A 24777-nucleotide genomic window follows, 5' to 3' on the forward strand; every position below is an offset into this window, starting at 1 on the left:
CCGCCACGGGTGGCGGGGCTCACGCGGAGGTGACAGGCTCCAGCAGCGCGACGCACTCGACGTGGTGGGTCATCGGGAACAGGTCGAAGGCGCGCAGCCCGCTCAGCCGGTAGCCGTGCTCGGCGAAGATCGCCACGTCCCGGGCCAGCGCCGCGGGATCGCAGGCCACGTAGGCGACCGCCCGCGGCGCGCGCCGTACGACCTGCTCGACGACCGCCCGCTTCGCGCCCACCCGCGGCGGGTCGAGCACGACCAGGTCCGCCTGGTCCCACTCGGGCGGGAGCTCGCCGGCCAGCACGCCGCCGACATCGCCCGCGCGGGCCAGCAGCCCGGGGCAGTTGCGCTCGGAGAGCTGGACGGCGGTGTGGTCGCCCTCGACGGCGGCGACGCGCCCGGTGGGCCCGACCGCGTCGAGGAGGAACCGGCTGAACAGCCCGACGCCGGCGTACAAGTCGAGGGCGGACTCCCCCGCCCGCGGCGCGAGCGCGTCGAGCACCGCACCGACCAGCGCCTCGGGCGCCCCGGGGTGGACCTGCCAGAAGCCGCCGTCGGCGACCTCGAACGTCCGCCCCCGCACCTCGTACGACGGCCCGGCGGGCGCCTCCAGGAGGCACTGCTCGACCGGCAGCACGTCGTGGGAGCGGTGCTTGCGCATCCCGCGGGCACCGCCCGGCAGGCTGACGTACCGCTGCCGGGTCCGCCAGTGCAGCCCCTCGTCGTCCCCGGGCACCGCCTCGACCTCGACACTCACGTCGAGCCTGGCGACCCGGCGCAGCTGCTCGGCGACCACGTCGGCCTTGAGCCGGCGCTGCGCGTCGAGCGCGACGTGCTGGAAGTCGCACCCACCGCAGAGGCCCGGCCCGGCGTACGGGCAGGGGGCGGCGACGCGCTCGGGAGCCGCGGCGAGCACCTCGACGGCGTCCCCGCGCCAGAACTTGTCGCCCTCGGTCCCCTCGGTGATCTCCAGGACGACCCGCTCCCCGGGCAGCGCGTGCCGCACGAAGACCACCCGGTCCTCGGCGCGCGCGACCAAGTGCCCGCCGTGCGCGACCGGACCGATCTCGACCTCGAGGCGGCGGCCGACGGCCGAGGCCCCACGGGCCTTCTTGGTACGGGGGCGGCCGGTCCGCTGTCGGGTCATGCCGGAAACCTAGCCGTCCCGGCGGGGATCACCGCACCGGCGGTCAGTTCGCCGTGCCGGTGGTGTCCGTGCAGTTGGCCGGCTTGGTGGTGCCGCGTCGCTCGACGCTGGAGATGTCGTCCTCGTAGGAGGTGTCGTTGCCGATGTTGGCGTCGTGGGAGTTCGGCCGGACGCAGACCCGCGCGCCGCCGTAGTCCTTGTCCTCGTAGAGCACCCACCAGTCGCGCCCGAACCGCACCAGTCGTTGCCGAGATTGCTGTCGTAGCTGAGCCGGCTCCACGCGCACGTCTCGTCGTTGTCGTCCACCCACATGTTCAGGTAGCCGGCCGCGCCGGGCGCCGCGGCGGCCGCGGAGGTCACCGGGACCGCCGACGCCTGCGGGAGAGCGCCGAGATCCCCCGTCCACTCCATCGTCCGGGGCGAGGTTGCGGACCCTCAGCATGCGCTCGGCGGAGCGGGACCACCACGGTCAGCGGCGGAGCTGGCGGTCGTCGCGGTCGCCCGGCGTGACCCGGCCCCGGCGCAGGTCGCCGGGCCGCACGCGCTGCTCCTCGCGCTCCTCGCGCTCGCGCGCGATCTGCGACGAGTGCAGCTGGTAGGGCACCGAGGTGACCATGACGCCGGGCGTGAACAGCAGCCGGCCCTTGAGGCGCAGGGCGGTCTGGTTGTGCAGGAGCTGCTCCCACCAGCGGCCCACGACGTACTCGGGGATGTAGACGGCGACGACGCCGCGCGGGTTGGCCCGGCGGATGGCCGAGGCGTACTCGATGATCGGCTTGACCACCTCACGGTACGGCGAGTGGAGCACCTTGAGCGGGATGCCGGTGTTGCGCTCGTCCCACTCCTCCAGCAGCCGCGCGGTCTCCTTCTCGTCGACCGAGACGTAGACGCCCTCGAGCGAGTTGGGCCGGGTCGCCTTGGCGAACGCCAGGGCGCGCAGGGTCGGCTTGTGGAGCTTGGAGACCAGGACAATGGCGTGCACGCGGGTGGGCAGCGCCTTGTCGGTCTCGTCGGCGGCGAGCTCGCGCTCGACGTTGTCGTAGTGCTTCTTGATGCCCTTCATCACGGCGAAGAAGAAGCCCATCGCCAAGATGGTGATCCAGGCACCGGCCAGGAACTTGGTCAGCAGCACGACGACGAGCACGACGGCGGTGAACGAGAGGCCGACGGCGTTGATGACGCGCGAGCGGTACATCCGCCGTCGTTCGGCGGGATCTCGTTCGATGGTGAGCGCGCGGGTCCAGTGCCGGATCATGCCGAGCTGGCTGAGGTTGAACGAGACGAAGACGCCGACGATGTAGAGCTGGATCAGCTTGGTGGTCTCGGCGTCGAAGGCGACGATGAGGACGATCGCCATGAGCGCCAGGAAGACGATGCCGTTGCTGTAGGCCAGCCGGTCGCCGCGGGCGCCGAGGGCGCGGGGCGCGAGGCCGTCCTTGGCCAGGATCGAGCCGAGCACCGGGAAGCCGTTGAAGGCAGTGTTGGCGGCGAGCACCAGGATCACGCCGGTGACGGTGACCACGAAGTAGAAGCCGGGGCTGAAGTCGTGGAAGATCGCCCGCGCGATCTGGGCGATCACCGCGTGCTGGTCGTAGCCCTCGGGCAGCGGCTGGCCGTCCTTGGTCAGCCGGGCGAGGTCCGCGGGGTGCGGGTCGACGTACTTGAGGCCCATCTGCTTGGCCAGCGTGATGACGCTGATCATCATCGTGATCGCGATCAGCCCGAGCAGCAGCAGCGTGGTCGCGGCGTTCTTGCTCTTGGGCCGCTTGAACGCCGGTACGCCGTTCGAGATCGCCTCGACACCGGTCAGCGCCGCACAGCCCGACGAGAAGGCGCGGGCCAGCAGGACGACCAGGCCGAACGTCGTCAGCGGGTCCTCCCAGCCCTCCTTGGGCGTGATGTCGAGGCCCGCGCTCTCGGCCATCGGGAGCGTCCCGAGGGTCATCTCGAGGAAGCCGTAGGCGCACATCCCGAGGATCGCGAACATGAACAGGTAGGTCGGGACGGCGAAGAAGGTGCCCGACTCGCGGATGCCGCGCAGGTTCATCGCGGTCAGCAGCACCACCATGACCACGGCGATGGTCGCCTCGTGGTCCTGGAAGGCGGGTATCGCCGCGGAGGCGTAGTTGGCGCCCGAGGAGATCGACACCGCGACGGTCAGGACGTAGTCGACCAGGAGTGCGCTGGCCACGGTCATGCCGGCGGTCCGCCCGAGGTTGACGGTGGCGACCTCGTAGTCGCCGCCACCGGACGGGTAGGCGTGCACCGTCTGCCGGTACGACGCGATGACCGCGGCCATCACGATGGCCACCGCGATGCCGATCTTCCACGACCAGATGTACTGCGACGCACCGGCGATCGCGAGCATGATGAAGATCTCGTCAGGGGCGTAGGCCACCGACGAGAGGGCGTCGCTGGCGAACACGGGGAGCGCGATCCGCTTGGGGAGCAGCGTCTCCCCCAGCTGAGCGCTCCTCAGCTTGCGACCGAGGAGGATGCGCTTCGAGACATCACCGACACCCACGAGCGACAACGGTAGGGCATCGGACGTGGGATAGCGTGCTCACCGTGCACGTCGTGATCATGGGATGCGGCCGCGTCGGCTCGACGCTGGCGCGCAGTCTCGAGGACCGCAACCACACCGTCTCGATCATCGACTCCGAGCCGGACGCGTTCCGGCGCCTGGGGCCGGGGTTCAACGGCGACAAGATCCCGGGCGTCGGGTTCGACCAGGAGGTCCTGGAGAAGGCGGGTATCCGCCGCGCCGACGCCTTCGCTGCGGTGTCGAGCGGTGACAACTCGAACATCATCGCCGCGCGGGTCGCCCGCGAGTCGTTCGGCATCCAGCAGGTCGTCGCCCGGATCTACGACCCGGGCCGGGCCGAGGTCTACCAGCGGCTCGGCATCACCACGGTCGCGACCGTGCGGTGGACCGCGGACCAGGTGCTGCGCCGGATCCTGCCGGCCGGCGCCGAGCCCGACTTCCGCGACCCGTCCGGCTCGATCCGGGTCGACCACCTGGCCGCGCCCGAGGTCTGGGTCGGCGCCCGCGTGGGCCAGCTCCAGCAGCAGGGCCGCTGCCGGGTGGCGTGGATCGACCGGCTCGGTGAGGGCATGCTGCCCGACCGCGAGACCGTCGTCCAGGAGGGCGACATGCTGCACCTGGTCACCCACGAGCAGACCGCCGAGCTGACCTACGAGGTGCTCGGCCGCGGGCCCGAGCACGAGGGCTGAGGAGACCGACGATGCGAGTCGCGATTGCCGGAGCGGGCGCCGTCGGGCGCTCGATCGCCCGCGAGCTGATCGAGAACGGCCACGAGGTCCTGCTCATCGACAAGTCCCCCGCGTCCATCCGCCCCGAGCGGGTGCCGGACGCCGAGTGGCTGCTGGCCGACTCCTGCGAGCTCTCCTCGCTCGAGGAGGCGCGCCTGGACAAGTGCGACGTGGTCATCGCCGCCACCGGCGACGACAAGGCCAACCTGGTCACCTCGCTGCTGGCCAAGACCGAGTTCGGCGTCCCGCGCACGGTCGGCCGGGTCAACCACCCCAACAACGAGTGGCTCTTCACCGAGGCCTGGGGCGTGGACGTCAACGTGTCGACGCCGCGGATCATGTCCGCGCTGGTCGAGGAGGCCGTGACCGTCGGCGACCTGGTCCGGCTGTTCACCTTCCGCCAGGGCAACGCCAACCTGGTCGAGATGACGCTGCCCGCCGACTCGCCGTACGTCGGCAAGGCCTCGGGGCTCATCCCGCTGCCCGAGAACTGCGCGCTCGTCACGATCCTGCGCGACAGCCAGGTCTACGTGCCGACGCCGGAGCAGCCGCTGGAGTCGGGCGACGAGCTGCTGTTCGTGGTGCCCAGCGAGGCCGAGGACGAGCTCGAGCGGCTGCTCGCGCCGTCCTCGCACCCGGAGCGGCGTACGCCGGAGGAGCCGAAGCGGACCTGAGCCGGGCCGGCTGAGCCGGCTCAGACCTCCGCGACGCGCGCCTGCTGCTCCAGCGGGGTCGCGTTGCGGGCCAGGAGCCAGATCATCGCCGACCAGGAGCCGATCCGCAGCACCCAGCCGAGGCCGGTGCGCAGGATCAGGATCAGGACGACGGCCCGGTCGGGGTCCATCGTGCCCTGGTGGCCGAGCAGCCACACCGGCCCCTGGAGCAGGACGCCGATCGCGCCGGGCAGCAGCATCACCCAGGTGAGCCGGCTGCACAGCCGCACGATCTGCTTGTCCTCGTGCCAGGCGGTCGCGTCCCCGGTGACGCTGCCGAGCATGAACCCGAGCATCGGCCAGCCGATCAGGCAGGTGAAGCCGAGCACGACGGTGTAGCCCAGGCTGATCAGGATGCCGGGCAGGAAGAACGCGAGCGCCTGGTCGGACTCCGAGCCGCCCGAGCTCTCGGCCCAGCGCACGAAGACCCAGCCGATGCCGATGCCGAAGATCGCGTTGAGCACGAACTGGGTGCTGCTGCGCTGGACCAGCCGCAGCAGGAGCGCCGCGCCGGCGACCACGAGGCTGGCGACCAGGGCCCACTGGAGCTCCTTGGTGCTGAGCCAGAGCACGGTGAACACGATTCCGGGCACGGCCGCCTCGAGCATGCCGCGCCGGCCGCCCAGTGCGGTGGCCAGCTGCATCCGCACGAGCGCCTCGACGGTGTCGACGCCGAGGTGGGGGTGCTCGGCCGGCTGGTCGGGCTCGCCGGGCTTGTCGGAGGTCGGCGTGGTGTCGTCGGTGCTCACAGGCTCACGGCTCACAGCAGCTCGTAGTGGGGGTTGTAGAGGACGCGGGTGCCGTCGCTGGTGCTGACCCGGCCGCGCACCTCGATGGCGCGCCCGGGGCCGATGCCGGCGATCCGGCGCCGGCCCAGCCAGATGACGGTGACCACGCCGGTGCCGTCGTACAGCTCGGCCTCGAGCGCCGGTACGCCGCCGCGCGGGCGCAGCGTCACGGTGCGCAGCGTGCCGCGCAGCCGGACCGGCTCGCGGTCGGGCGCCTCGCCGATGCAGACGACGCCCTCACGCTCGAACTCCTTGCGGAGGTCGCGCGCCTCGGCCTCGTCGGGATTCGCCCAGCGGCTGATGGTGCGCCGCAGACGGCTCTTGGTGCGCATGGGGGGTCTCCGGCTCAGGTCGCCGGGACGGCCCTGGGCTCGGCGCCGTCGGGCAGGTTCAGCGGGAGCTGCTCGCCCACGGGCATCGCGTGGTTGCCGCGGCGCACCGCCACCCGGGCGATCGCGGACTCCCACTCGGCGGCGGTCTCGGGATCGCGGGCCGGCTCGCCGAGGAAGGTCGCCCGGAGCAGCCAGCGGGGGCCGTTGACGCCGATCACGCGCGAGGTCTGGGTGCCGGTGGCGCCGTCGGGGCGGGTCATCCGCACCTCGCAGACCAGCTCGGTGCCGAACCGGCCCTCGCGCTCGGTGGCGGTGCCGCCACGGCGCGCGGCGTCGGCGGCGATCTGGGGACGGACCTCGCTCCACAGGTCGCCGTTGCGCGGGGCGGCGAAGGCGCGCAGCTCGAGGGCGCCGTCGTCGGTGGCCAGGAGGACGGCGCGGACCGCGCCGGACTGCTCGTCGACCTGGACCCGGAGCTCGCGGTCGGCCAGGGGCGCGACGAGCAGCGAGCCGAGGTCGAGCCGGTCGAGCCCGTCGTCGGGCAGCTCGTCGACGTCGTAGGGGCCGTCGTGGGCGTCGTCGGCCAAGACGTCCGCCGTCTCGTCCGCCGTCGTCGCCTCGGTCGTCTCGTCGACCGGGTCTCCGGCCTTGCGCCGCAGCCTCACTGTGTCCTCCTCGTCGGGTTCGCCGGGTTCGCAGCGAACCCCCCGGTAGAACCGTAGCCGCCTTCACCACGCACGCTCTCGGGAAGGGCGTCGACCGCCACGAACCGCGCCCGCTCGACCCGCTGGACGACGAGCTGCGCCATCCGGTCGCCGCGCCGCAGCGCGATCGGCTCCACCGGGTCGTGGTTGATCAGCAGCACCTTGATCTCTCCACGGTAACCCGCGTCCACGGTGCCGGGGGTGTTGACGATCGAGAGGCCGTGCCGGGCCGCCAGGCCCGAGCGTGGGTGCACCAGGGCGACATAGCCCTCGGGCAGCGCGATCGCGATCCCGGTCGGGATCAGGGCCCGCTCCCCCGGCGCCAGCGTCACGTCCACACCAGCCACGAGGTCGGCGCCGGCGTCGCCGGGGTGGGCGTAGGCGGGCAGCGGCAGCTCGGGGTCGAGCTGTTGGACGGAGATCACCAGATCATCAGGCACGGGGAGACCCTAGCGACGGAGCGTGACCAGGGGGATGGGATCATCCTCACCGTGAGTGAGAGTGCGGCGACCGCCTACCAGGAGCGCCTGCGCGTCCCGCTGCGCTGGTGGGCCCAGGGCACCATGCTCATCGCCAGCCTGTGGCTGGTCCTGATCGTGGCGCTCGACGAGAAGGCGCCGTGGCTGGCCTGGCTGATCACCGGCCTGGCGATGGCGGGCCTGGGCGCCGCGCTGCGCTCCTACGGCGGCGCACGGGTGGTCGTGGGCGACGGCTGGTTCCGCGCCGGGCGCGCCCGCATCGAGACCTCGTACGTCGGCACGGCCCAGCCCCTCGACGCCGACCAGACGCGCCGGGTGTCCGGGCCCGAGGCCGACGTCCGCGCGTTCCTGCTGCTGCGGCCCTACCTCAAGCAGTCGGTCAAGGTCGAGATCACCGACCCGGCCGACCCCGCGCCCTACTGGCTGGTGAGCTCGCGGCACCCGAAGGCGCTGGCCGGTGCACTCAACGAGGCGCGCAGTCCCGGCCGATAGGCTCCGGGCATGGCAAACGACAGCTCCAAGGTCTGGTCGGCGTTCTCCCTCGTCGCCGCGCTCGGCGCGGCGGCCGTGGCGAAGAAGGGTCTCGACACCGGCTGGCGGGCCGCGACCGGCAAGCAGCCGCCGGTGAACCCCGCCGACCCCGACGTCGACGTCTGGGAGGCGGTCGCGTGGGCCGCGGTCAGCGGCACCTTCGTCGCGCTCGCCAAGATGCTGGCCCAGCGCCGGGCCGCCGGCTACTACCTGCGCTCGACCGGCCAGCTGCCGCCGGGGCTGCGCAAGGACGGCGCCTGAGCGCGCCAGGGGACAACGAGACGGCCGTGGCGGTCAGACCGCCACGGCCGTTGTCGTCTGTCAGGCGCAGTCCCTGCAGATCATCTTCTTCGGGTCCGCCAGCTGACTGCGGTGGTGGACCAGGAAGCAGCTCATGCAGGTGAACTCGTCGTCCTGCTTGGGCTTCACCTCGACGGCGAGCTCCTCGTGCGACAGGTCGGCGCCGGGGAGCTCGAAGGCTTCCGCGGCCTCCGTCTCGTCCTCGTCGACCTTGCCGGAGTTCTTGTCGTGGCGGCGCGCCTTGAGCTCTTCGATGCTCTCCTCGGACTGCTCGTCCTCGTTCTTGCGCGGTGCGTCGTAGTCAGTCGCCATGACGTGTGTGCTCTCTCCCCTCGGCTTGCCGGCCGTCCGCACGGCGTGCGGATCGGCGCGGCAGATTGTGCACCATCGATCCAAGGTGTGACCACCCGGGGCGATGCGAGTCGGCAGAACAGCGACCGGACGCCGCCTATTCCCGGAGGAACCCGGCGGTCCGAACGGCGGACAGCAGCTCCTCGAAACCGTGTGCCGGAGCACACACCACGGCCTCGGTCCCGGCGGCCCCGACGGTGACCAGGAGGCGGGCTCCGGCGAGCCCGGCGATGAGCCCTCCGGCGGCGTGGTCCCAGAGGTGGACACCCTCCTCGACGTAGCCGTCGAGCGCTCCCTCGGCGACCCGGCACAGGTCCAGCGCGCAGGAGCCGGTCCGCCGCAGGTCGCGGATCTCGGGCAGCAGCCGGGCCGCCGCGGCGGCCTGCACCGTGCGCACCGGGCGGGTGTAGTTGAACCCCGTCGCGACCAGCCGGTGGGCCAGCGGCGCCGGGCCCCGGACGGCGATCGGGCGGCCGTCCCGGGTGGCCTCGCCGCCGCGGTGACCGGCATAGACCACCTGCTTGGCCACGTCGACGACCACGCCCGCGACGACCTCGCCGTCGACCTCGGCGGCGACCGAGACGGCGTACTCGGGGAGGCCGTAGAGGAAGTTCACGGTGCCGTCGATCGGGTCGACGATCCAGCGCACCCCGGAGGTGCCCACGACGTCGTCGCCCTCCTCACCCAGGAAGCCGTCACCAGGACGGGCCTCCAGGATCAGCCGCCGGATGAGCTCCTCGCTGGCCCGGTCCGCGGCGGTGACCACGTCGACCTCGCTGGACTTGGTGGCCGCCACCGAGACGCCCTGGGCGGCGTGCTCGCGGACCAGGACGGCGGCCTCGCGGGCGACGTCCTCGGCGAGCCCGCGCAGCGCGGCCGGACCGGTCACGCCGGCGCCGTCCGGGCGCCGAGGCAGCAGCCCGGCGGGCAGCGGTCGACGCAGGCCTGCGGCGCGGTGCGCTCGGCGGCCGCGCGCTCCAGGACGAGCTCGCGGATCGCGCTGACGAACGCCGGGTGGGTCCCGGCCGAGGCGGCCCGGCGGGCCGGGATGCCGAGCCGCTCGGCGGTGGCGAGCGCCTCGGTGTCGAGGTCGTAGACGACCTCCATGTGGTCGGAGACGAAGCCGACCGGGATCAGCACGACCGCCTCCGCCCCCTCACCGGCCAGCTCCTCGAGCCGGTCGTTGACGTCGGGCTCGAGCCACGGGACGTGCGGGGCGCCCGAGCGCGAGCAGTAGACGAGCTCGTGGGGCCGCTCGACGCCGGTGGCGGCCGCGACCCGGGCGGCGACCGTGGCGGCGACGTCGAGGTGCTGCGCGACGTACGCGCCGCCCTCGGGTCCGCTGCTCTCGCTCATCGAGATCGGGATCGAGTGGGTGACGAACACCAGCCGGGCCGCGTCGCGCACCTCGTCGGGCAGGTCCGCCAGCGCGGCCAGCACGCCGTCGGTGTTGGCGCTCACGAAGCCCGGGTGGTCGTAGTAGGCGCGGACCTTGTCGAGCCGCGGCGCGGCGACGCCCTCGGGCAGCGCGGCGAGCGCGCCCTCGAGGTTGTCGAGGTATTGCCGGCAGCTCGACCACGACGAGTACGCCGACGTGGTGACGCAGATCGCCCGGCGCACCCCGTCGGCGGCCATCTGCGCCACCGTGTCGTCGAGGTAGGGCGCCCAGTTGCGGTTGCCCCAGTAGACCGGCAGGTCGAGGCCGTGCTCGGCGAGGTCCTGCTCGATCGCGGCGATGAGCGCCTTGTTCTGGTCGTTGATCGGCGAGCGGCCCCCGAACAGGAAGTAGTGCTGGCCGACCTCCTCGAGCCGGGCACGTGGAATCCCCCGGCCTCGGGTCACGTTCTCGAGGAACGGCACGACGTCCTCGGGCCGCTCGGGTCCGCCGAAGGAGACCAGGAGCAGCGCGTCGTAGGGGTCGGTCACTGAGGGAGTCGGGTCCGGATTCGGCACGGCACCAGCCTACGGAGGACGATGACGCCACGATGTTGCAGACCTATCGCCAGATCTTCACGCCCGCGACGGCGCTGTTCAGCCTGACCGGTCTGGTGGCCCGGCTGCCCATCTCGATGGTGGGCCTGGGCATCGTCCTCCTGGCCGAGCACCAGACCGGCTCCTACGCGTTCGCGGGCTCGGTCTCGGCCGTCGCGCTGGTCGCCAACGCGTGCTTCGCGATCGTCCAGGGACGCCTCATCGACCGGCTCGGCCAGAGCCGGGTGCTGCCGGTCGTCATCACCGTGTGGGGCGCCGGGCTCGCGCTCGCGATGGGCACCCTGGAGTGGGACTGGCCGCGCTGGACGACGTACGCCTTCGCCGCGCTGACCGGAGCCTCGCTCCCCTCGGTCGGCAGCTGCGTACGCGCCCGCTGGTCGCACCACCTCGCCGACCGGCCCGAGCGGCTGCACACGGCGTTCTCCTACGAGGCGGTCGGCGACGAGACCGTCTTCCTGTTCGGTCCGATCGCGGTGACCGTGCTCGCGACGAGCGTGCACCCGGCCGCCGGGCTGTGGACCGCGCTGGCCTGCGGCCTGATCGGCACCTACGTCTTCGCCGCCCAGCGCGGCACCGAGCCGCCCGCGCACCCGCGGACCTCCACCGGCACGACCCGGCCGCCGATGCCGTGGCGGGCGATCGCGCCGCTCACGCTGGTCGCGGCCGCGCTCGGCATCGTCTTCGGCGCCGCCGAGGTGGTCACCGTCGCGTTCGCCGACGAGCAGGGGCACAAGTCGCTGGCGGGCGTCCTGCTGGGCATCTGGGCCTTCGGCAGCCTGCTCGCCGGGGTCGTCTCCGGCGCGATCACCTGGCGCCGCGGGCCGCTGACCCGGCTGCGGATCGGCGCCTTCGGCATGATGCTCGCCGCCGCGCCCCTCGCCCTGGTCCCCAACATCGGGCTGATGGCCGTGGTGCTGCTGCTCGGCGGCGTCGCGGTCTCCCCCACGCTCATCGCGGCGATGTCGCTGGCCGAGAAGGTGCTGCCGCCGGCCCGGCTCACCGAGGGCATGGCCTTCATCCAGACCGGCCTCGCCGTCGGTCTGGCGCCCGGCGCCGCGGTCGCCGGCGTCGTGATCGACCACGCGGGCGCCTCCCCGGCGTACCTCGTGTGCCTGGTGGGCGGGACCCTGGCCCTGATCGGCGCGCTGCTGGTCAAGGTCGTGGCCGTGCCGGATAGCGTGCGTCCCCATGAGCACCCCCCAGCCGAGCACCTGGCGTAACTGGTCCGGCCTGGAGTCCGCGACCGGGCTCCAGGTCGCGGCACCGGCCGACGCGACCGAGGTCGCCGACCTGGTGACCCGGGCCCGCGCCGCCGGACGCACCGTGAAGGCCGCCGGCACCGGGCACAGCTTCACCGGCATCGCGGTGCCCGACGACATCCACCTGCGCCCCGACCGGATGCGCGGCATCGTCGCCGTCGACCGCGAGGCGATGACCGTCACCGCGCTCGCCGGCACCCAGCTCAAGGTGTTCAACGCCGAGCTCGCGCGCCTCGGCCTGAGCCTGCACAACATGGGCGACATCGCCGAGCAGACCCTGGCCGGGGCGATCTCCACCGGTACCCACGGCACCGGCGGCCGCGCCGCCGGCCTGGCCGCCCAGGTCGTCGGCTTCGAGCTGGTCACCGGCACCGGCGAGGTGCTGCGCGCCTCGGCCACCGAGAACCCCGACGTCCTCGCGCTCGGCCGGGTCGGCCTCGGCGCGCTCGGCGTGCTCGTCACGCTCACCTTCGCGGTCGAGCCGCTCTTCCTGCTGCGGGCCGAGGAGCAGCCGATGTCGTGGGACGACGCGATGGCCTCCTTCGACGACCTCACCGCGGCCCACGACCACGTCGACATGTACTGGTTCCCCCACTCCGACCGGATGCTGACCAAGCGCAACACCCGGGTCGGCACCGACCTCTCCGCGGCCGAGCCGCTCCCCCGCTGGCGGGCCTGGCTCGACGACGAGCTGCTCTCCAACAAGGTCTTCGGCGCCCAGACCGCCGCGCTCAACCTGGCCCCGCGGGCGATCCCGGCGGCCAACCGGTTCGCGTCGCGGCTGCTCGGCCCGCGCACCTACGCCGACATCGCGCACCGGGTGTTCACCACCGAGCGCAATGTCGTCTTCCGCGAGATGGAGTACGCCGTCCCGCGCGAGGTCGGCCTCGACGTGCTGCGCGAGTGCCGCACCGCCTTCGAGCGCTCGGGCCTGAAGGTGTCGTTCCCGGTCGAGATCCGGGTCGCGCCGCCCGACGACGTGGCGCTGTCGACGTCGTACCAGCGCGACTCGTTCTACCTGGCCTTCCACACCCACCACCGCGCCGACCACACGGCCTACTTCGGGCTGCTCGAGCCGATCATGCGCGCCCACGAGGGCCGTCCGCACTGGGGCAAGCTGCACACCCGCGGGGTCGAGGGGCTGGCGCCGCTCTACCCGCGCTTCGCCGACTTCCTCGTGCTGCGCGACCGGCTCGACCCCGACCGGGTGTTCACCAACGCCTACCTCGACCGGGTGCTCGGTGCCTGAGGCCGCCGGCGGCCGGCCGGCCTGCCCCTGCGACTCCGGGCGGACCTACGACGACTGCTGCCGGCCCTTCCACCGCGCGCCGGGCTCGGCGCCGACGGCCGAGGAGCTGATGCGCTCGCGGTACTCGGCGTTCACCAAGGGGCTCGCGTCGTACCTGCTGCACACCTGGCACCCCGCCACCCGGCCGCCGTCCCTCGACCTGGACGACCGGATCCGCTGGACCGGCCTCGAGGTGCTCGGCGCCGACGGTGGCGGGATCGGCGAGAAGCGCGGCGTCGTGGAGTTCCTCGCCCGCCACGAGATCGACGGCGTCCCCGGGGCGCTGCACGAGGTCAGCCGGTTCCGGCGCCAGGGCGAGGCGTGGCTCTACGTGCGCGGCAAGGCCCGCTGGTCGCGCGCGGCCGCGCCCATTGTCGACAAATGACCGGCGCGCCCGGCGTGGGTCCCGCTCCGGGGAGCCGCGCGGCGTAGGCTCGTCCGAGCAGGCGACCAGCACCTTTCAGCACCTTCAAGAACTGCAGACGACCCGAGGGAATGATGAGCGACATGGCGGACCAGGGCGGCACGGACCGCCCCGTGCGCCTCACCCTCGCCGCGGGCACCACCCCGCGCCGCCTGCAGCTGGTGGACGAGCAGGGCACCACCTACACCCTCGACATCACGCCTGAGCTCCGCACCGCGGTGCGTGGTGACTCACCGCGTCGATTGGAGACCCCGATGAGCAGCAGCATCCGGCCCCGCGAGATCCAGACCCGGATCCGCGCCGGCGAGTCCGCCGAGACGGTCGCCGAGGCCGCCGGCACCACGGTCGAGGCGATCATGCCCTATGTCGGACCGGTCCTCGCCGAGCGCGAGCACGTCGCCGGACGCGCCCAGAAGGCCTCCGTGCGCCGCACCCCCGGCGAGGGCACCGGCCAGGCCCAGAGCCGGGTCCTCGGCGACGCCGTCGCCGCCCACCTGCGTGGGCGCGGCGCCGACCCGACGACCGTCGTGTGGGACGCCTACCGCCGCGACACCGGCCGCTGGGTGCTCACCGGCACCTTCGACACCGACGAGCGCGGTGGCATCGCCCGGTTCACCTACGACGCCCCGGGCAACTACGTGCTCTCCGACAACGACGACGCCCGCTGGCTGATCGGCGACGTGCTGCCCGTCACCGCCCCGCCGGCCCGCGACGACCTCCAGCAGGTGCGCGAGCGGCGGCTGGCCGCCGTACCGGCCGAGGAGCTGCCGCTCGGCGACGCCGCGCTGCCCCTGGGCGACGCCTTCGACGAGGTGCCCGCCGCCCCCGCGCCGGCCGCACCCGCCGACGAGCCGCTCCGCGCCACGGCACCCGAGGCCGCGATCGAGGCCGAGCCCGACACCCTGGCCACGCCGGACGCCGCGTCCGACGCCGAGGCGGAAGCGGAGGCGGAAGCCGAGCGCGCCCGGCACCGCCGGCCGGTGCAGAAGAAGCGCGGCCGCGCGTCCGTCCCGAGCTGGGACGAGATCATGTTCGGCGGCGGCGACCAGTAGGCCGCAGCCCGGTCCGCGACCGGGCAAAAGCGCGTAGCGTGCGCGCATGGCCTACTTCGTGACCGGCGCCACCGGCTTCATCGGGCGCCACCTCATCGCCGAGCTCGTCGACCACCGCGAGGGTCCGGTCTTCGTGCTCGTGCGCGCGTCGTCGCTCCCGCGCATGGAGGCGCTCGTGCGGCAGTGGGGCTCCGACCGGGTCCAGCCCGTGGTCGGCGACCTCACCCAGCCCGGCCTCGGCGTCGACCCGGACTGGGTCGCCGAGCACGCCGGCACGATCGACCACTTCTTCCACCTCGCGGCCATCTACGACATCACGGCCGACGACGCGACCAACGACGCGATGAACATCGACGGCACCCGCAACGCCCTCACCCTGGCCGAGTCGCTCCGGGCCGGGGTGTTCCACCAGGTGTCCTCGGTCGCCGCGGCCGGGGACCACCACGGCCGCTTCGACGAGACGATGTTCGAGGAGGGCCAGCCGCTCCCGTCGCCGTACCACCGGACGAAGTACGAGTCCGAGAAGATCGTCCGCGACGAGGCCACCATCCCCTGGCGGGTCTACCGCCCGGCGATCGTGGTCGGCCACTCCGAGACCGGCGCGATGGACAAGATCGACGGTCCGTACTACTTCTTCCCCGTCATCAAGCGCCTCCGCGACGCCCTGCCGGCCTGGCTCCCCCTCGTCGGGCTCGACCTCGGCGACACCAACCTGGTGCCGGTCGACTACGTCGCCAAGGCGATGGACCACCTCGCCCACGTCCCCGACCACGACGGCGAGGCCTTCCACCTGGTCAACCCCGAGCCGCAGCCGGTGATCGAGATGATCAACGCCTTCTGCGGTGCCGCCGGCGCCCCGCGCTTCGCGACCCCCGTCGACCGCTCGGTCACAACCGCCGGACCGCTCGCCCTGCTCCCCCGCGCCCTGCGCCCCATCAACCTGATGAACGCCGTCCTGCGCAGCACCCCGGCCCAGCTCGTCCTCGACCAGACCGTCGGCCGGCTCGGGATCCCGGCCGAGGTCCTCGCCCACACCTCGTTCCCCTCGGTCTTCGACTCCCGCGCCACCGAGCGCGCCCTCACCGGTTCCGGCATCAGCGTGCCGCCCCTGGAGACCTACGCCCGCGCCCTGTGGGGCTACTGGGAGGAGAACCTCGACGACGCCACCGGCCGCGACCCCAAGGCCGTCGCCGCCCTCAAGGACAAGTACGTCGTCATCACCGGCGCCTCCTCGGGCATCGGCCAGGTCGTCGCCCTCAAGGTCGCCCAGGCCGGCGGCATCCCCGTCCTCGTCGCCCGCGGCAAGGAGAAGCTCGAGGCCACCAAGGCCATCATCGAGATGCGCGGCGGCCGCGCCGAGGTCTTCCCCTGCGACCTGTCCGACCTCGAGGCCATCGACCGCCTCTGCGAGCAGCTCAGCACCGACCTGCCGAGCGTCGACTACGTCATCAACAACGCCGGCCGCTCCATCCGCCGCTCCCTGAAGCTCTCCCAGGACCGCTTCCACGACTTCGAGCGCACCATGCAGCTCAACTACTTCGGCGCGATCCGCCTCGTCATGGGCCTCATGCCCCAGCTGCACAGCCAGCGCTCGGGCCACATCGTCAACATCTCCTCGATCGGCGTGCAGACCAACCCGCCGCGCTTCTCGGCGTACGTGGCCTCGAAGGCGGCCCTCGACGCCTGGAGCAATGTCGTCTCCTCCGAGGTCGTCGGCCACGGCATCACCTTCACCAACGTGCACATGCCGCTCGTGCGGACGCCGATGATCGCCCCGACCAAGATCTACGACAAGTTCCCCACCATCTCCCCGGCCCAGGCCGCGGACGTGGTGATCAAGGCGATGGTCGACAAGCCGCACGAGATCAACACCGCCCTCGGCACCGCCGGCGAGCTCGCCCACACGATCGCCCCACGCACGGCCTTCCGGGTGCTCAACCTGGCCTACCAGGTGTTCCCGGACTCGGCCGCCGCCAAGGGCCAGAAGCCCGCCTCGTCGGCGGCCGCCGCGGCCGAGGAGGCGCCTGCCTCGAACCACCGGGAGACCGAGCAGATGCTGCTCGCCCAGCTGTTCCGGGGCGTGCACTGGTGACGTCGGGCGTGCGTGCCCGGCAGGCTCAGGCGTCGGTGGTGGCGACGGGCCGGGACGGATCCGCGACCCACTCGCTCCAGCTGCCCGGGTAGAGCGCGGCCCGGACCCCGGCGAGCTCCAGCGCCAGGACGTCGTGGGCGGCGGTGACGCCAGAGCCGCAGTAGACGGCCACCGCCACGTCTCCCCCGGGCACCGCGCCGACCTCGGCATAGGTCGCGGCCAGCGCGGCCGGGTCGCGGAACCGGCCCTGGTCGTCGAGGTTGCGGCTGGTCGGGACGTTGACCGCGCCCGGTACGTGGCCCGCCACCGGGTCGATCGGCTCCACCTCGCCGCGGTAGCGCTCCGCCGCGCGCGCGTCGATCACCACCCCGGCCTGCTGGACGGTGGTGACGTCGACGACCGGCATCCGGCCGGGGCGGGCGGTGAACGTGGCGGTGCCGGGCGGCTCGGCCGGGCTCGGGTCGGCACCCGGCGCCCGCGTCGGGGCCCCGGGGCCGGTCTCGGTCGGGCCGCCGTCGGCCAGCCAGGCCGACCAGCCGCCGTCGAGGACACGGACGTCCGGGTGCCCGTGGTACCGCAGCAGCCACCAGCACCGGGCCGCGGCGTGGCCGGCCCAGTCGTCGTACACGATGACGGGGCGGTCGTCGCGGACTCCGGCGCGCCGCATCGCCGCCTCGAAGTCCGCGGTCGCGGGCAGTGGGTGCCGGCCGCGGCTGCCGTCGCCGGGAGGCGCGGCGAGGGCGTCGTCGAGGTCGACGTAGACCGCGCCGGGGACGTGGCCCGCGGCGAACTCCGCCGCTCCGGCTCCCGGCGCGCGGTCGCCGGCGCGGTAGCGGACGTCGAGGACGGTGACCGGGACCCGTCCCGCGCCCAGCTCGCGGACCAGCTCGTCGGCACCGATCAGCCCGGACCTCCCGGACCTCGTCGTGGCGGTCATGGCGCCAGCCTAGGCGGCGGATCCGGGATTCGGGCTCCCGGCTCGGGCTCCGGGCGGGCCTGTGGAGGAGGCGCCCGGCCGGGCTCCGGATCGGGCAGGCTCCAGGCATGTCCACGCCCACGACGTCCGCCGGGATCCAGGCACCGGTGCCGCTGCTGCTCCAGCGGGTGCTGCGGCGGGCGGTCCGGGAGCACGCGGCACAGGAGCCGCGGCGGCGCTACCCGGCCGTGCTCCAGGCGGGACTGCCGGGCGGTGGTGCGGCGGGCCTGCGCCGCTTCGAGGTACGGCGGGGCGAGCCGCTCGACCTCGCGCTGCGGATCGAGGTGGTCGAGGCGCTGTGCCGCGACCACCTGGCCCGGGGCGTCGTACCGCTGCTGTGGCTGACGCGTCCGGTCGACGGTCCGGACCTGGAGGACCTCGCCTGGGCGGCGGCGGTCGGCTGCGCCGGCCCGGAGCTGGGGGTCAGCCTCGACCTGGTCGTGGTGACCCGGCGGTCGTGGCGGGACCCGCGCTCGGGGGTCGGGCGGACCTGGAGCCGGATCCGGCCGACCGAGCCGTGACGGCAGGACGCCGGCGCCTCACCAGGTGTGGACCGGCGCGTTGTCGTGCATGCGGGCGCGGTAGTCGGCGAGGACCGCGCGGAGTGCGTCGTAGCGGTCGAGGTCGCGGAAGTCGTCGACGCGGCGGACGAACCAGTCGGCGCCGTTGGTCCCGGCCAGGCAGCGCTGCTCGATGATGTCGAGGTAGCGGTTGGCCTCAGCCTCCTCGACGCCCCACAGGGCGAGGCCCTCGCGGGCCAGCGGCAGCAGACGCCGTACGACGAGCTCGGTGGCGCGCACCCGGCCCAGGCCGGGCCAGTAGATCTCGGCGTTGATGCCGTCGCGGGCGGCGGCGTGGAAGTTCTCCTCAGCCGCGCTGAAGGACATCTGGGACCACAGCGGCCGGTCGTTCTCGGCGATGGCGCGGACCAGGCCGAAGTAGAAGGCGGCGTTGGCCACGGTGTCGACGACGGTCGGGCCGGCGGCGAGGATCCGGTTCTCCACGCGCAGGTGGGGCAGGCCGCCGGTGATGTCGTAGACGGGGCGATTCCAGCGGTAGATGGTCCCGTTGTGCAGGCGCAGCTCGGAGAGGTTCGGCGTACCGCCGGCCTCGAGGACGGTGAGCGGGTCCTCGTCGTCGATGACCGGCAGCAGCGCCGGGAAGTAGCGCACGTTCTCCTCGAAGAGGTCGAAGACCGAGGTGATCCAGCGCTCGCCGAACCACACCCGTGGCCGCACGCCCTGGACCTTGAGCTCCTCGGCGCGGGTGTCGGTGGCCTGCTCGAAGAGCGGGATCCGGGTCTCGGCCCACAGGTGCTTGCCCAGCAGGTACGGCGCATTGGCGCCCACCGCGATCTGCACACCGGCGATCGCCTGGGACGCGTTCCAGTACGACGCGAAGCGCTCCGGGCTCACCTGGACGTGGAACTGGGTGCTCGTGCACGCCGCCTCGGGCATGATCGTGTCGACCGTGGCCCGCAGCCGCTCCACGCCCTGGATGTCGATCTGGATGTCCTCGCCGCGCGCCTGGAGGATCTGCTCGCTGAGCAGCCGGTAGCGCGGGTTGGCGCTGAGCGCGTCGGCGGCGAGGTGCTCGGGCGCGAGGGTCGGGAGGATCCCGATCATCACCAGGTGGGCCTCGAGCTCGGCCGCGCGCTTCTCGGCGTTGTTGAGGCTGGCGCGCAGCTGGGTCTCGTACTGCTCCAGTCCCCCGCGGGCGAGCGGCCCGGGCGGCAGGTTGAGCTCGATGTTGAACTGGCCGAGCTCGGTCTGGAAGTCCGGGTCCGCGATGGCGTCGAGCACCTCGGCGTTGCGCAGCACTGGGTCGCCCGCGGCGTCGACGAGGTTGAGCTCGACCTCGATGCCGGTCCACGGGTCGTCGGTGTCGAAGGCCGACTCGCGCAGCATCCGCTCGAACACGTCGAGGCAGCGGCGCACCTTGTCCCGGTAGCGGGTCCGGTCGGCGGGGGTGAACTCCTGGGCCGCGACGTCATCTCCCATGGACCGACACTAGACAGAACCGACGCTGGGAGCGAGGCCCTAGGGCGTGTCTGTGAAGTCCGCGCCGCCGCGGGCGGTGTTTGCGGCCGATCGGGCCAGGCGGAGGGACGAGGGCGGGCCGACGGCGGGGCCGAAAGTGGGTCGAGTGCTCGACAACGCCGCCAGGTCGGTCGCAAACGCCGCGCAGCAGGCGCGGACTCGCGAGACTCGCCCTAGGGCGGCGCGTCCGCGGGCTGGGCGGCCGGGGGCAGGCCCGCGGCCCAGTCGAAGTCGCCGCTCCACTGGTCCGGCGAGACCGCGTGGTCGAGGAGCACGGCGAGGTAGTCGGCGAGCCGGTAGTCCGGGTCGACCTGGCGGCAGCGGTCGACGGCGGCCCAGGCGAGGGCGCCGTCGCCGGACTGCCAGGCGGCCCAGCCGAGCAGTGCGGCGGGGGCCGGGACGAGGGCCTCGGGCGCGCGGCGCAGGGCGTCGGACCAGAGCCGGACGTGCGCGCCCGCGGTGGCGGCGACCAGGTGGGACCAGGCCGCGTCGCGGACCCGGGGCGCCTGCATCACCCAGAGGAGCCGGGCCAGGTCGGCGTCGGTGGGCGGTACGGAGCCGGCGACCAGGTCGGCCACGGTGGCCAGCGCCCAGCGGCCGGCGTCGCGGATCGCCCGGCCGGTGGTGGGGATGCCGCGGTCGGCGTGGCCTTGGGCGACGAGGGCCGCGGCCACCGCGGCTGCGGCGGCGGGCTGCTGGGCGAGCGAGCCGACCATCGCGTCGCGGGTCGGGTGGGCCAGGCGGCCCGAGGCGAGGGCGTCGCGGACGAAGGGGTGGCCGGTGAGGTCGTAGGGATGCCGGCGGCGGCGCTGGACGGGATCGGGGTGCTCGAGCTCGCGGTAGTGGGTGCCGTCGGCGAGCAGGGCGGTGACGATGCCGAGGCCTCGGTGGGCGCAGCACCGGCGCAGCGCGCGGTGGACGGCGGCGGCCGCGACGGGCTCGTCGGTGAAGTAGAGGAGGACCACCCGGGCCGCGCCGTGGCGCCGGGCGGGTTCGAGGAGGCGGGTGTCGAGCAGGCGGCGCACGCGGGGCGTCTGCACGTCGAGCGGTGGCAGGTCGATGCGGGCGTGGAAGGGCCGGCGCGCGCCGAGGGTGAGCATCACGATCGAGCGCTCGGGCCAGAACCCGAGGAGCACCGGCGCGACGGCGAGGAGGTCGTCGGCGTCGTGGGCGGTCAGGGAGAGCGGGGCGGTGGTCATGGGAGAAGGGTCGGGTGGGAGGGCGAGGGGTGGGGTGGGCGTGGTGGGGGCTGTGGAGGGAGTGGGGGTGGCGGAGGGGGTTGGGGAGGTTCCGGGGTCGGTGGTGGGGTGGGAGACGACTAACGTGACGCCGTGCGCGCCCACGCTTCGGTCCTCCACCTGGACCTCGACGCGTTCTTCGCGGCGGTGGAGCAGCGCGACAAGCCGTCGTTGCGGGGCAAGCCGGTGGTCGTGGGTGGGACCGGCGGGCGGGGCGTGGTGTCGACGGCGTCCTACGAGGCCCGCGCGTACGGCGTCCGGTCGGCCATGTCCACCCGCGAGGCCCGCGCCCGGTGCCCGCACGCGGCGTACCTCACCGGCCGCTTCGAGGCCTACCGCGCGACCAGCGCCGCGGTGATGGCGGTGCTGCGGGCCTGCTCTCCCCTGGTCGAGCCGCTCTCGCTGGACGAGGCGTTCGTCGACCTGGCCGAGGCGGGGCTGCCCGACCTGGAGCTGCCGACGGTGACCGCCCAGGCCGAGGAGCTGCGCGCCCGGGTCCACGAGGTGACCGGCGGGCTGACCGCCTCGGTGGGGGTCGCCTCGTCGAAGTTCCTGGCCAAGATCGCCAGCGACCTGCGCAAGCCCGACGGGCTGGTCGTGGTCGAGCCCGGTACCGAGCTGGCGATGCTGCGTCCGATGCACGTCTCGGTGATCCCGGGCGTCGGCCCGGCGACCGTGGAGCGGCTGCGGCGCGCCGGCATCCACACGGTCGCCGAGCTGGAGCGGATCAGCCAGGACGAGCTCGTCCGGCTGGTCGGCAAGGCGCTGGGCCAGGGCCTGTTCCACCTGGCCCGCGCGGAGGACGACCGGCCCGTGGTCGCCGACCGCGAGGCCAAGTCGGTCAGCGTCGAGGGCACCTACGAGAACGACCTCACCGACCGCCAGCAGATGGCCGCGATCGTGACCCGCCAGTCCGGCGAGGTCGCCCGCCGGATGCGGGGCGGCGGCGTCTCGGGCCGGACCATCACGCTCAAGGTCCGGCTCTACGACTTCACCACGCTCAGCCGCTCCTCGACGCTGCCCGCGCCGACCGACGACCCCGCGACCATCGCCCGGCTGGCGCGGACCCTGCTCGACGACCTCGACACCTCCGGCGGCGTCCGCCTGCTCGGCGTCGGCGTCTCCGGGCTGGCCGACTGGATCCAGGAGGACCTCTTCGCGGCGGCCGGCCCCGAGGAGGACGCGGAGACCGAGGAGCCCACCGCCGACGAGGCCGCCACGCCCGAGCCGGAGCCCGACCAGGCCGGCGCCCGGTGGACCGGCTCGTCGTGGTCCCCCGGGATGGACGTCGTCCACACCGAGCACGGCCGGGGCTGGGTCTGGGGCGCCGGCAAGGGGGTGGTGACGGTCCGCTTCGAGACCGCCGAGACGCCGCCCGGACCGGTCCGCTCCTTCCGCGCCGACGACCCCGGGCTGAGCCGGTGGCGACCGCCGCAGCCGGAGCAACCGGACCCGCAGTAGCGTTCGGCGCATGCCCGTCCCTCCGAGCGCTCCGCGCCACCCCGTCACCACGACGCTGCACGGCCACACCCGCACCGACGAGTACGAGTGGCTGCGCGCCAAGGAGGACCCGGCGGTCATCGCCCACCTGGAGGCCGAGAACGCCTACACCCAGGAGCGCACGGACCACCTCGCCGACCTGCGCGGCGCGATCTACGACGAGATCAAGGCCCGCACCCTCGAGACCGACCTGTCGGTCCCGACCCGGGTGCGCGGGTTCTGGTACTACGGGCGCTCCTTCGAGGGCCGCCAGTACGGCGCCAGCTGCCGCGTCCCCGTCGCCGACCCCGACGACTGGACGCCCCCGCAGCCCGCGGCCGATGCGACCCCCGACCAGCCCGCGCTGCCCGGCGAGGAGGTGCTCCTCGACCTCGACAGCCTCGCCGAGGGCCACGACTTCTTCTCCCTCGGCGGCTCCTCGGTGAGCCCCGACGACCGCCTGCTGGCGTACGCCGTCGACACGGTCGGCGACGAGCGCTACACCGTGCGGGTGCTCGACCTGGCCACCCGCGCGCTGCACGACGACGTGCTCACCGACGTCCTCGGCGGCGTCACCTGGGGCGCCTCGACCGACCACTTCTACTACACGACCGTCGACGACGCCTGGCGTCCCGACAAGGTCTGGCGGCACCGCCTCGGCACCGCCCAGGCCGACGACGAGCTGGTCTTCCACGAGCCCGACGGCCGCTACTTCGTCGGCGTCGGCCGGACCCGGAGCAGGCGCTACGTGATGATCGCCGCGAGCTCGAAGACGACCTCCGAGTTCCACGTCATCGACGCCACCGACCCGACCGCGACGCCCTTCTGCTTCGCCGAGCGCACCGACGGCGTCGAGTACTCCCTGGAGCACGCGGTCGTCGGCGGTCAGGACCGCTTCCTGGTCCTGCACAACGCCACCGGACCGGAGTTCGAGCTCGGCCACGCCCCGGCCAGCCCCACCGCGCCCGCCGACTGGCAGCCGCTGCTCCCCCACGACCTCGCGGTCCGGCTCGAGGACGTCGACGCGTTCGCCGACCACCTCGTGGTCCAGCAGCGCAGCAACGGCAGCAGCCAGGTGCGGATCCTCGACCTCGGCAGCGACCCCGCCGCCCCGGTGACCGCCGACCGCTTCGTGGAGTTCCCGGGTGAGCTCGCCACCGTCGGCGCAGGCAGCAACCCCGCCTTCGAGCAGCCCACCATCCGGGTCGGCATGACCAGCCTGAGCCGCCCGTCGGCGGTCTACGACCACGACCTGCGCACCGGCGAGCTCGTGCTGCGCAAGCAGGCCCCCGTCCTCGGCGGCTACGACGCCGACGAGTACGAGGAGCACCGCCTCTGGGCGACCTCGGTCGACGGCGTCCAGGTGCCGATCTCGCTCGTCGTCCGCAAGGGCGTCCGCGGCGCCGCCGGGACCGACCCGATCCCCGTCCACCTCTACGGCTACGGCGCCTACGAGGCCTCGATCGACCCCTACTTCTCGGTCGCCCGGCTCTCCACGCTCGACCGGGGCGCCGCGTTCGCGATCGCCCACATCCGCGGCGGCGGCGAGATGGGCCGGCACTGGTACGACGACGGCAAGCTCGAGCACAAGCAGCACACGTTCGACGACTTCATCGCCAGCGCCCGCCACCTGGTCGAGACCGGCTGGACCACGGCCGGCCAGATCGTCGGCGAGGGCGCGAGCGCCGGCGGCCTGCTCATCGGCGCCGTCGCCAACCAGGCCCCCGAGGCCTTCGGCGGACTCGTCGCCGGCGTCCCCTTCGTCGACACCCTGACCACGATGCTCGACGCCACGCTCCCCCTGACCATCCCCGAGTACGACGAGTGGGGCAACCCGTCCGACGACCCCGTCGCCTACGCGCGGATCGCCGGCTACGCGCCGTACGAGAACGTCGCGGACCTGCCCTACCCCGCGATCCTCGCCGAGACCTCGCTCAACGACACCCGCGTGCTCTACGTCGAGGCCGCCAAGTGGGTCGCCCGCCTGCGCGAGCGCGCACCCCAGGCCGACGTCCTGCTGCGCACCGAGATGGCGGCCGGGCACGGCGGCGTCTCCGGGCGCTACCGGGCGTGGGAGGAGCGGGCGTTCACCCTCGCGTGGATCCTCGACCGGCTGGGCCTGGCCGAGCGTCCCCTGCTCGGTTCCTGAGCGTCGGGCGGCCGAACTTGAGAACTCCCTGAGATTCGGCTCAGGGCGCAACTTCCAGGAACCGTCGGACGTCATTGCCTGTGAGAGCAACACCGGAGGATCCCGGGAATCCCGGGTACCTCCCCAGTGTTGGAACCACATGTGCGGCTGGGCTCCACCCGCACGGGCGAAGGAGGG

Annotated in this window: 25 protein-coding genes; 12 read left to right on the forward strand and 13 right to left on the reverse strand. The window is 73.5% G+C overall.

The genetic code is table 11. The features are described from left to right. Positions 1–19 precede the first annotated feature (19 nt). The 3 genes from CCO04_RS15510 to CCO04_RS15520 all read right to left on the reverse strand — a co-directional run bounded on the left by CCO04_RS15510 (position 20) and on the right by CCO04_RS15520 (position 3665). Positions 20–1141: a class I SAM-dependent RNA methyltransferase gene (locus CCO04_RS15510; protein ID WP_215815050.1), complete on the reverse strand. Its 1122-nt coding sequence runs from the start codon at positions 1139–1141 to the stop codon at positions 20–22. 43 nt (positions 1142–1184) lie between these two features. Then, complete coding sequence (locus CCO04_RS15515; RefSeq protein ID WP_215815051.1) at positions 1185–1379, reverse strand: hypothetical protein; 195 nt, start codon at positions 1377–1379, stop codon at positions 1185–1187. Between the two features lie 231 nt (positions 1380–1610). Further along, positions 1611–3665, reverse strand: a complete 2055-nt coding sequence (locus tag CCO04_RS15520) for an APC family permease (RefSeq protein WP_215815052.1) — start codon at positions 3663–3665, stop codon at positions 1611–1613. 44 nt (positions 3666–3709) lie between these two features. Between CCO04_RS15520 and CCO04_RS15525 the strand changes: the two genes are divergently transcribed. Then, positions 3710–4375, forward strand: coding sequence for a TrkA family potassium uptake protein (locus CCO04_RS15525; protein WP_215815619.1), 666 nt, complete (start codon positions 3710–3712; stop codon positions 4373–4375). A gap of 11 nt (positions 4376–4386) precedes the next feature. After that, positions 4387–5088, forward strand: coding sequence for a TrkA family potassium uptake protein (locus tag CCO04_RS15530; RefSeq protein ID WP_215815053.1), 702 nt, complete (start codon positions 4387–4389; stop codon positions 5086–5088). A 20-nt stretch (positions 5089–5108) separates the two neighbouring features. Here CCO04_RS15530 and CCO04_RS15535 read toward each other — a convergent pair whose 3' ends face one another. The 4 genes from CCO04_RS15535 to dut are packed head-to-tail and all read right to left on the reverse strand — an operon-like array spanning position 5109 to position 7391. After that, positions 5109–5891 (reverse strand): DUF3159 domain-containing protein, encoded by a 783-nt coding sequence (locus CCO04_RS15535; RefSeq protein ID WP_308281255.1) that lies wholly within the window; start codon positions 5889–5891, stop codon positions 5109–5111. Beyond that, positions 5888–6247, reverse strand: a complete 360-nt coding sequence (locus tag CCO04_RS15540; RefSeq protein ID WP_038678514.1) for an OB-fold nucleic acid binding domain-containing protein — start codon at positions 6245–6247, stop codon at positions 5888–5890. The genes CCO04_RS15535 and CCO04_RS15540 overlap by 4 nt, the downstream gene beginning before the upstream one ends. A gap of 14 nt (positions 6248–6261) precedes the next feature. After that, entirely contained in the window at positions 6262–6912 is a 651-nt protein-coding gene (locus CCO04_RS15545; protein ID WP_257750598.1) for a DUF3710 domain-containing protein, read from the reverse strand. Further along, positions 6909–7391: a dUTP diphosphatase gene (gene dut / locus CCO04_RS15550; protein WP_215815054.1), complete on the reverse strand. Its 483-nt coding sequence runs from the start codon at positions 7389–7391 to the stop codon at positions 6909–6911. The genes CCO04_RS15545 and dut overlap by 4 nt, the downstream gene beginning before the upstream one ends. Positions 7392–7442: 51 nt before the next feature. Here dut and CCO04_RS15555 point away from each other — a divergent pair, with 51 nt between their 5' ends. After that, the gene (locus CCO04_RS15555; RefSeq protein ID WP_215815055.1) at positions 7443–7922 is read left to right on the forward strand and encodes a DUF3093 domain-containing protein; all 480 of its coding nucleotides are present in this window, start codon (positions 7443–7445) and stop codon (positions 7920–7922) included. 9 nt (positions 7923–7931) lie between these two features. After that, positions 7932–8222 carry a DUF4235 domain-containing protein gene (locus tag CCO04_RS15560; RefSeq protein WP_215815056.1) on the forward strand — a complete coding sequence of 97 codons (291 nt, stop codon included), beginning with the start codon at positions 7932–7934 and terminating at the stop codon, positions 8220–8222. Positions 8223–8282: 60 nt separating this feature from the next. On the opposite strand, the gene CCO04_RS15565 is transcribed toward CCO04_RS15560, so the two are convergent. From CCO04_RS15565 to CCO04_RS15575, 3 genes are all read right to left on the reverse strand, one after another. Beyond that, on the reverse strand, positions 8283–8573 hold the full coding sequence (locus CCO04_RS15565) for a DUF4193 domain-containing protein (RefSeq protein WP_215815057.1): 291 nt from the start codon (positions 8571–8573) through the stop codon (positions 8283–8285). A 136-nt stretch (positions 8574–8709) separates the two neighbouring features. After that, on the reverse strand, positions 8710–9501 hold the full coding sequence (locus CCO04_RS15570) for an inositol monophosphatase family protein (RefSeq protein WP_215815058.1): 792 nt from the start codon (positions 9499–9501) through the stop codon (positions 8710–8712). Beyond that, a complete protein-coding gene (locus tag CCO04_RS15575; RefSeq protein WP_308281256.1) occupies positions 9498–10565 on the reverse strand; it encodes a ferrochelatase in 1068 nt (355 codons plus the stop codon). The genes CCO04_RS15570 and CCO04_RS15575 overlap by 4 nt, the downstream gene beginning before the upstream one ends. Positions 10566–10597: 32 nt before the next feature. On the opposite strand from CCO04_RS15575, the gene CCO04_RS15580 reads away from it, so the two are divergent. From CCO04_RS15580 to CCO04_RS15600, 5 genes are all read left to right on the forward strand, one after another. After that, positions 10598–11824 carry an MFS transporter gene (locus CCO04_RS15580; RefSeq protein ID WP_215815059.1) on the forward strand — a complete coding sequence of 409 codons (1227 nt, stop codon included), beginning with the start codon at positions 10598–10600 and terminating at the stop codon, positions 11822–11824. Further along, on the forward strand, positions 11793–13112 hold the full coding sequence (locus CCO04_RS15585; protein ID WP_215815060.1) for a D-arabinono-1,4-lactone oxidase: 1320 nt from the start codon (positions 11793–11795) through the stop codon (positions 13110–13112). The genes CCO04_RS15580 and CCO04_RS15585 overlap by 32 nt, the downstream gene beginning before the upstream one ends. After that, the gene (locus tag CCO04_RS15590) at positions 13105–13536 is read left to right on the forward strand and encodes a YchJ family protein (RefSeq protein WP_215815061.1); all 432 of its coding nucleotides are present in this window, start codon (positions 13105–13107) and stop codon (positions 13534–13536) included. Before CCO04_RS15585 ends, CCO04_RS15590 begins: the two co-directional genes overlap by 8 nt. Positions 13537–13658: 122 nt before the next feature. Beyond that, on the forward strand, positions 13659–14627 hold the full coding sequence (gene sepH, locus CCO04_RS15595; protein WP_215815062.1) for a septation protein SepH: 969 nt from the start codon (positions 13659–13661) through the stop codon (positions 14625–14627). A 46-nt stretch (positions 14628–14673) separates the two neighbouring features. Beyond that, on the forward strand, positions 14674–16719 hold the full coding sequence (locus CCO04_RS15600; RefSeq protein WP_215815063.1) for an SDR family oxidoreductase: 2046 nt from the start codon (positions 14674–14676) through the stop codon (positions 16717–16719). Positions 16720–16744: 25 nt separating this feature from the next. Here CCO04_RS15600 and CCO04_RS15605 read toward each other — a convergent pair whose 3' ends face one another. Continuing rightward, complete coding sequence (locus CCO04_RS15605) at positions 16745–17656, reverse strand: sulfurtransferase (protein WP_215815064.1); 912 nt, start codon at positions 17654–17656, stop codon at positions 16745–16747. A gap of 107 nt (positions 17657–17763) precedes the next feature. Here CCO04_RS15605 and CCO04_RS15610 point away from each other — a divergent pair, with 107 nt between their 5' ends. Beyond that, positions 17764–18216 (forward strand): hypothetical protein, encoded by a 453-nt coding sequence (locus tag CCO04_RS15610; RefSeq protein ID WP_215815065.1) that lies wholly within the window; start codon positions 17764–17766, stop codon positions 18214–18216. Positions 18217–18234: 18 nt separating this feature from the next. Here CCO04_RS15610 and CCO04_RS15615 read toward each other — a convergent pair whose 3' ends face one another. Together CCO04_RS15615 and CCO04_RS15620 are read right to left on the reverse strand one after the other, a co-directional pair. Next, positions 18235–19695 (reverse strand): glutamate-cysteine ligase family protein, encoded by a 1461-nt coding sequence (locus tag CCO04_RS15615; RefSeq protein ID WP_215815066.1) that lies wholly within the window; start codon positions 19693–19695, stop codon positions 18235–18237. Between the two features lie 212 nt (positions 19696–19907). Next, the gene (locus CCO04_RS15620; RefSeq protein WP_215815067.1) at positions 19908–20933 is read right to left on the reverse strand and encodes a DUF4192 domain-containing protein; all 1026 of its coding nucleotides are present in this window, start codon (positions 20931–20933) and stop codon (positions 19908–19910) included. A gap of 132 nt (positions 20934–21065) precedes the next feature. Here CCO04_RS15620 and CCO04_RS15625 point away from each other — a divergent pair, with 132 nt between their 5' ends. Both CCO04_RS15625 and CCO04_RS15630 read left to right on the forward strand, forming a co-directional pair. After that, entirely contained in the window at positions 21066–22433 is a 1368-nt protein-coding gene (locus tag CCO04_RS15625; protein WP_215815068.1) for a DNA polymerase IV, read from the forward strand. Positions 22434–22443: 10 nt separating this feature from the next. Then, complete coding sequence (locus CCO04_RS15630; RefSeq protein ID WP_215815069.1) at positions 22444–24600, forward strand: S9 family peptidase; 2157 nt, start codon at positions 22444–22446, stop codon at positions 24598–24600. Positions 24601–24777 lie beyond the last annotated feature (177 nt).

Source organism: Pimelobacter sp. 30-1 (assembly GCF_018831735.1).
Lineage (GTDB): Bacteria > Actinomycetota > Actinomycetes > Propionibacteriales > Nocardioidaceae > Nocardioides.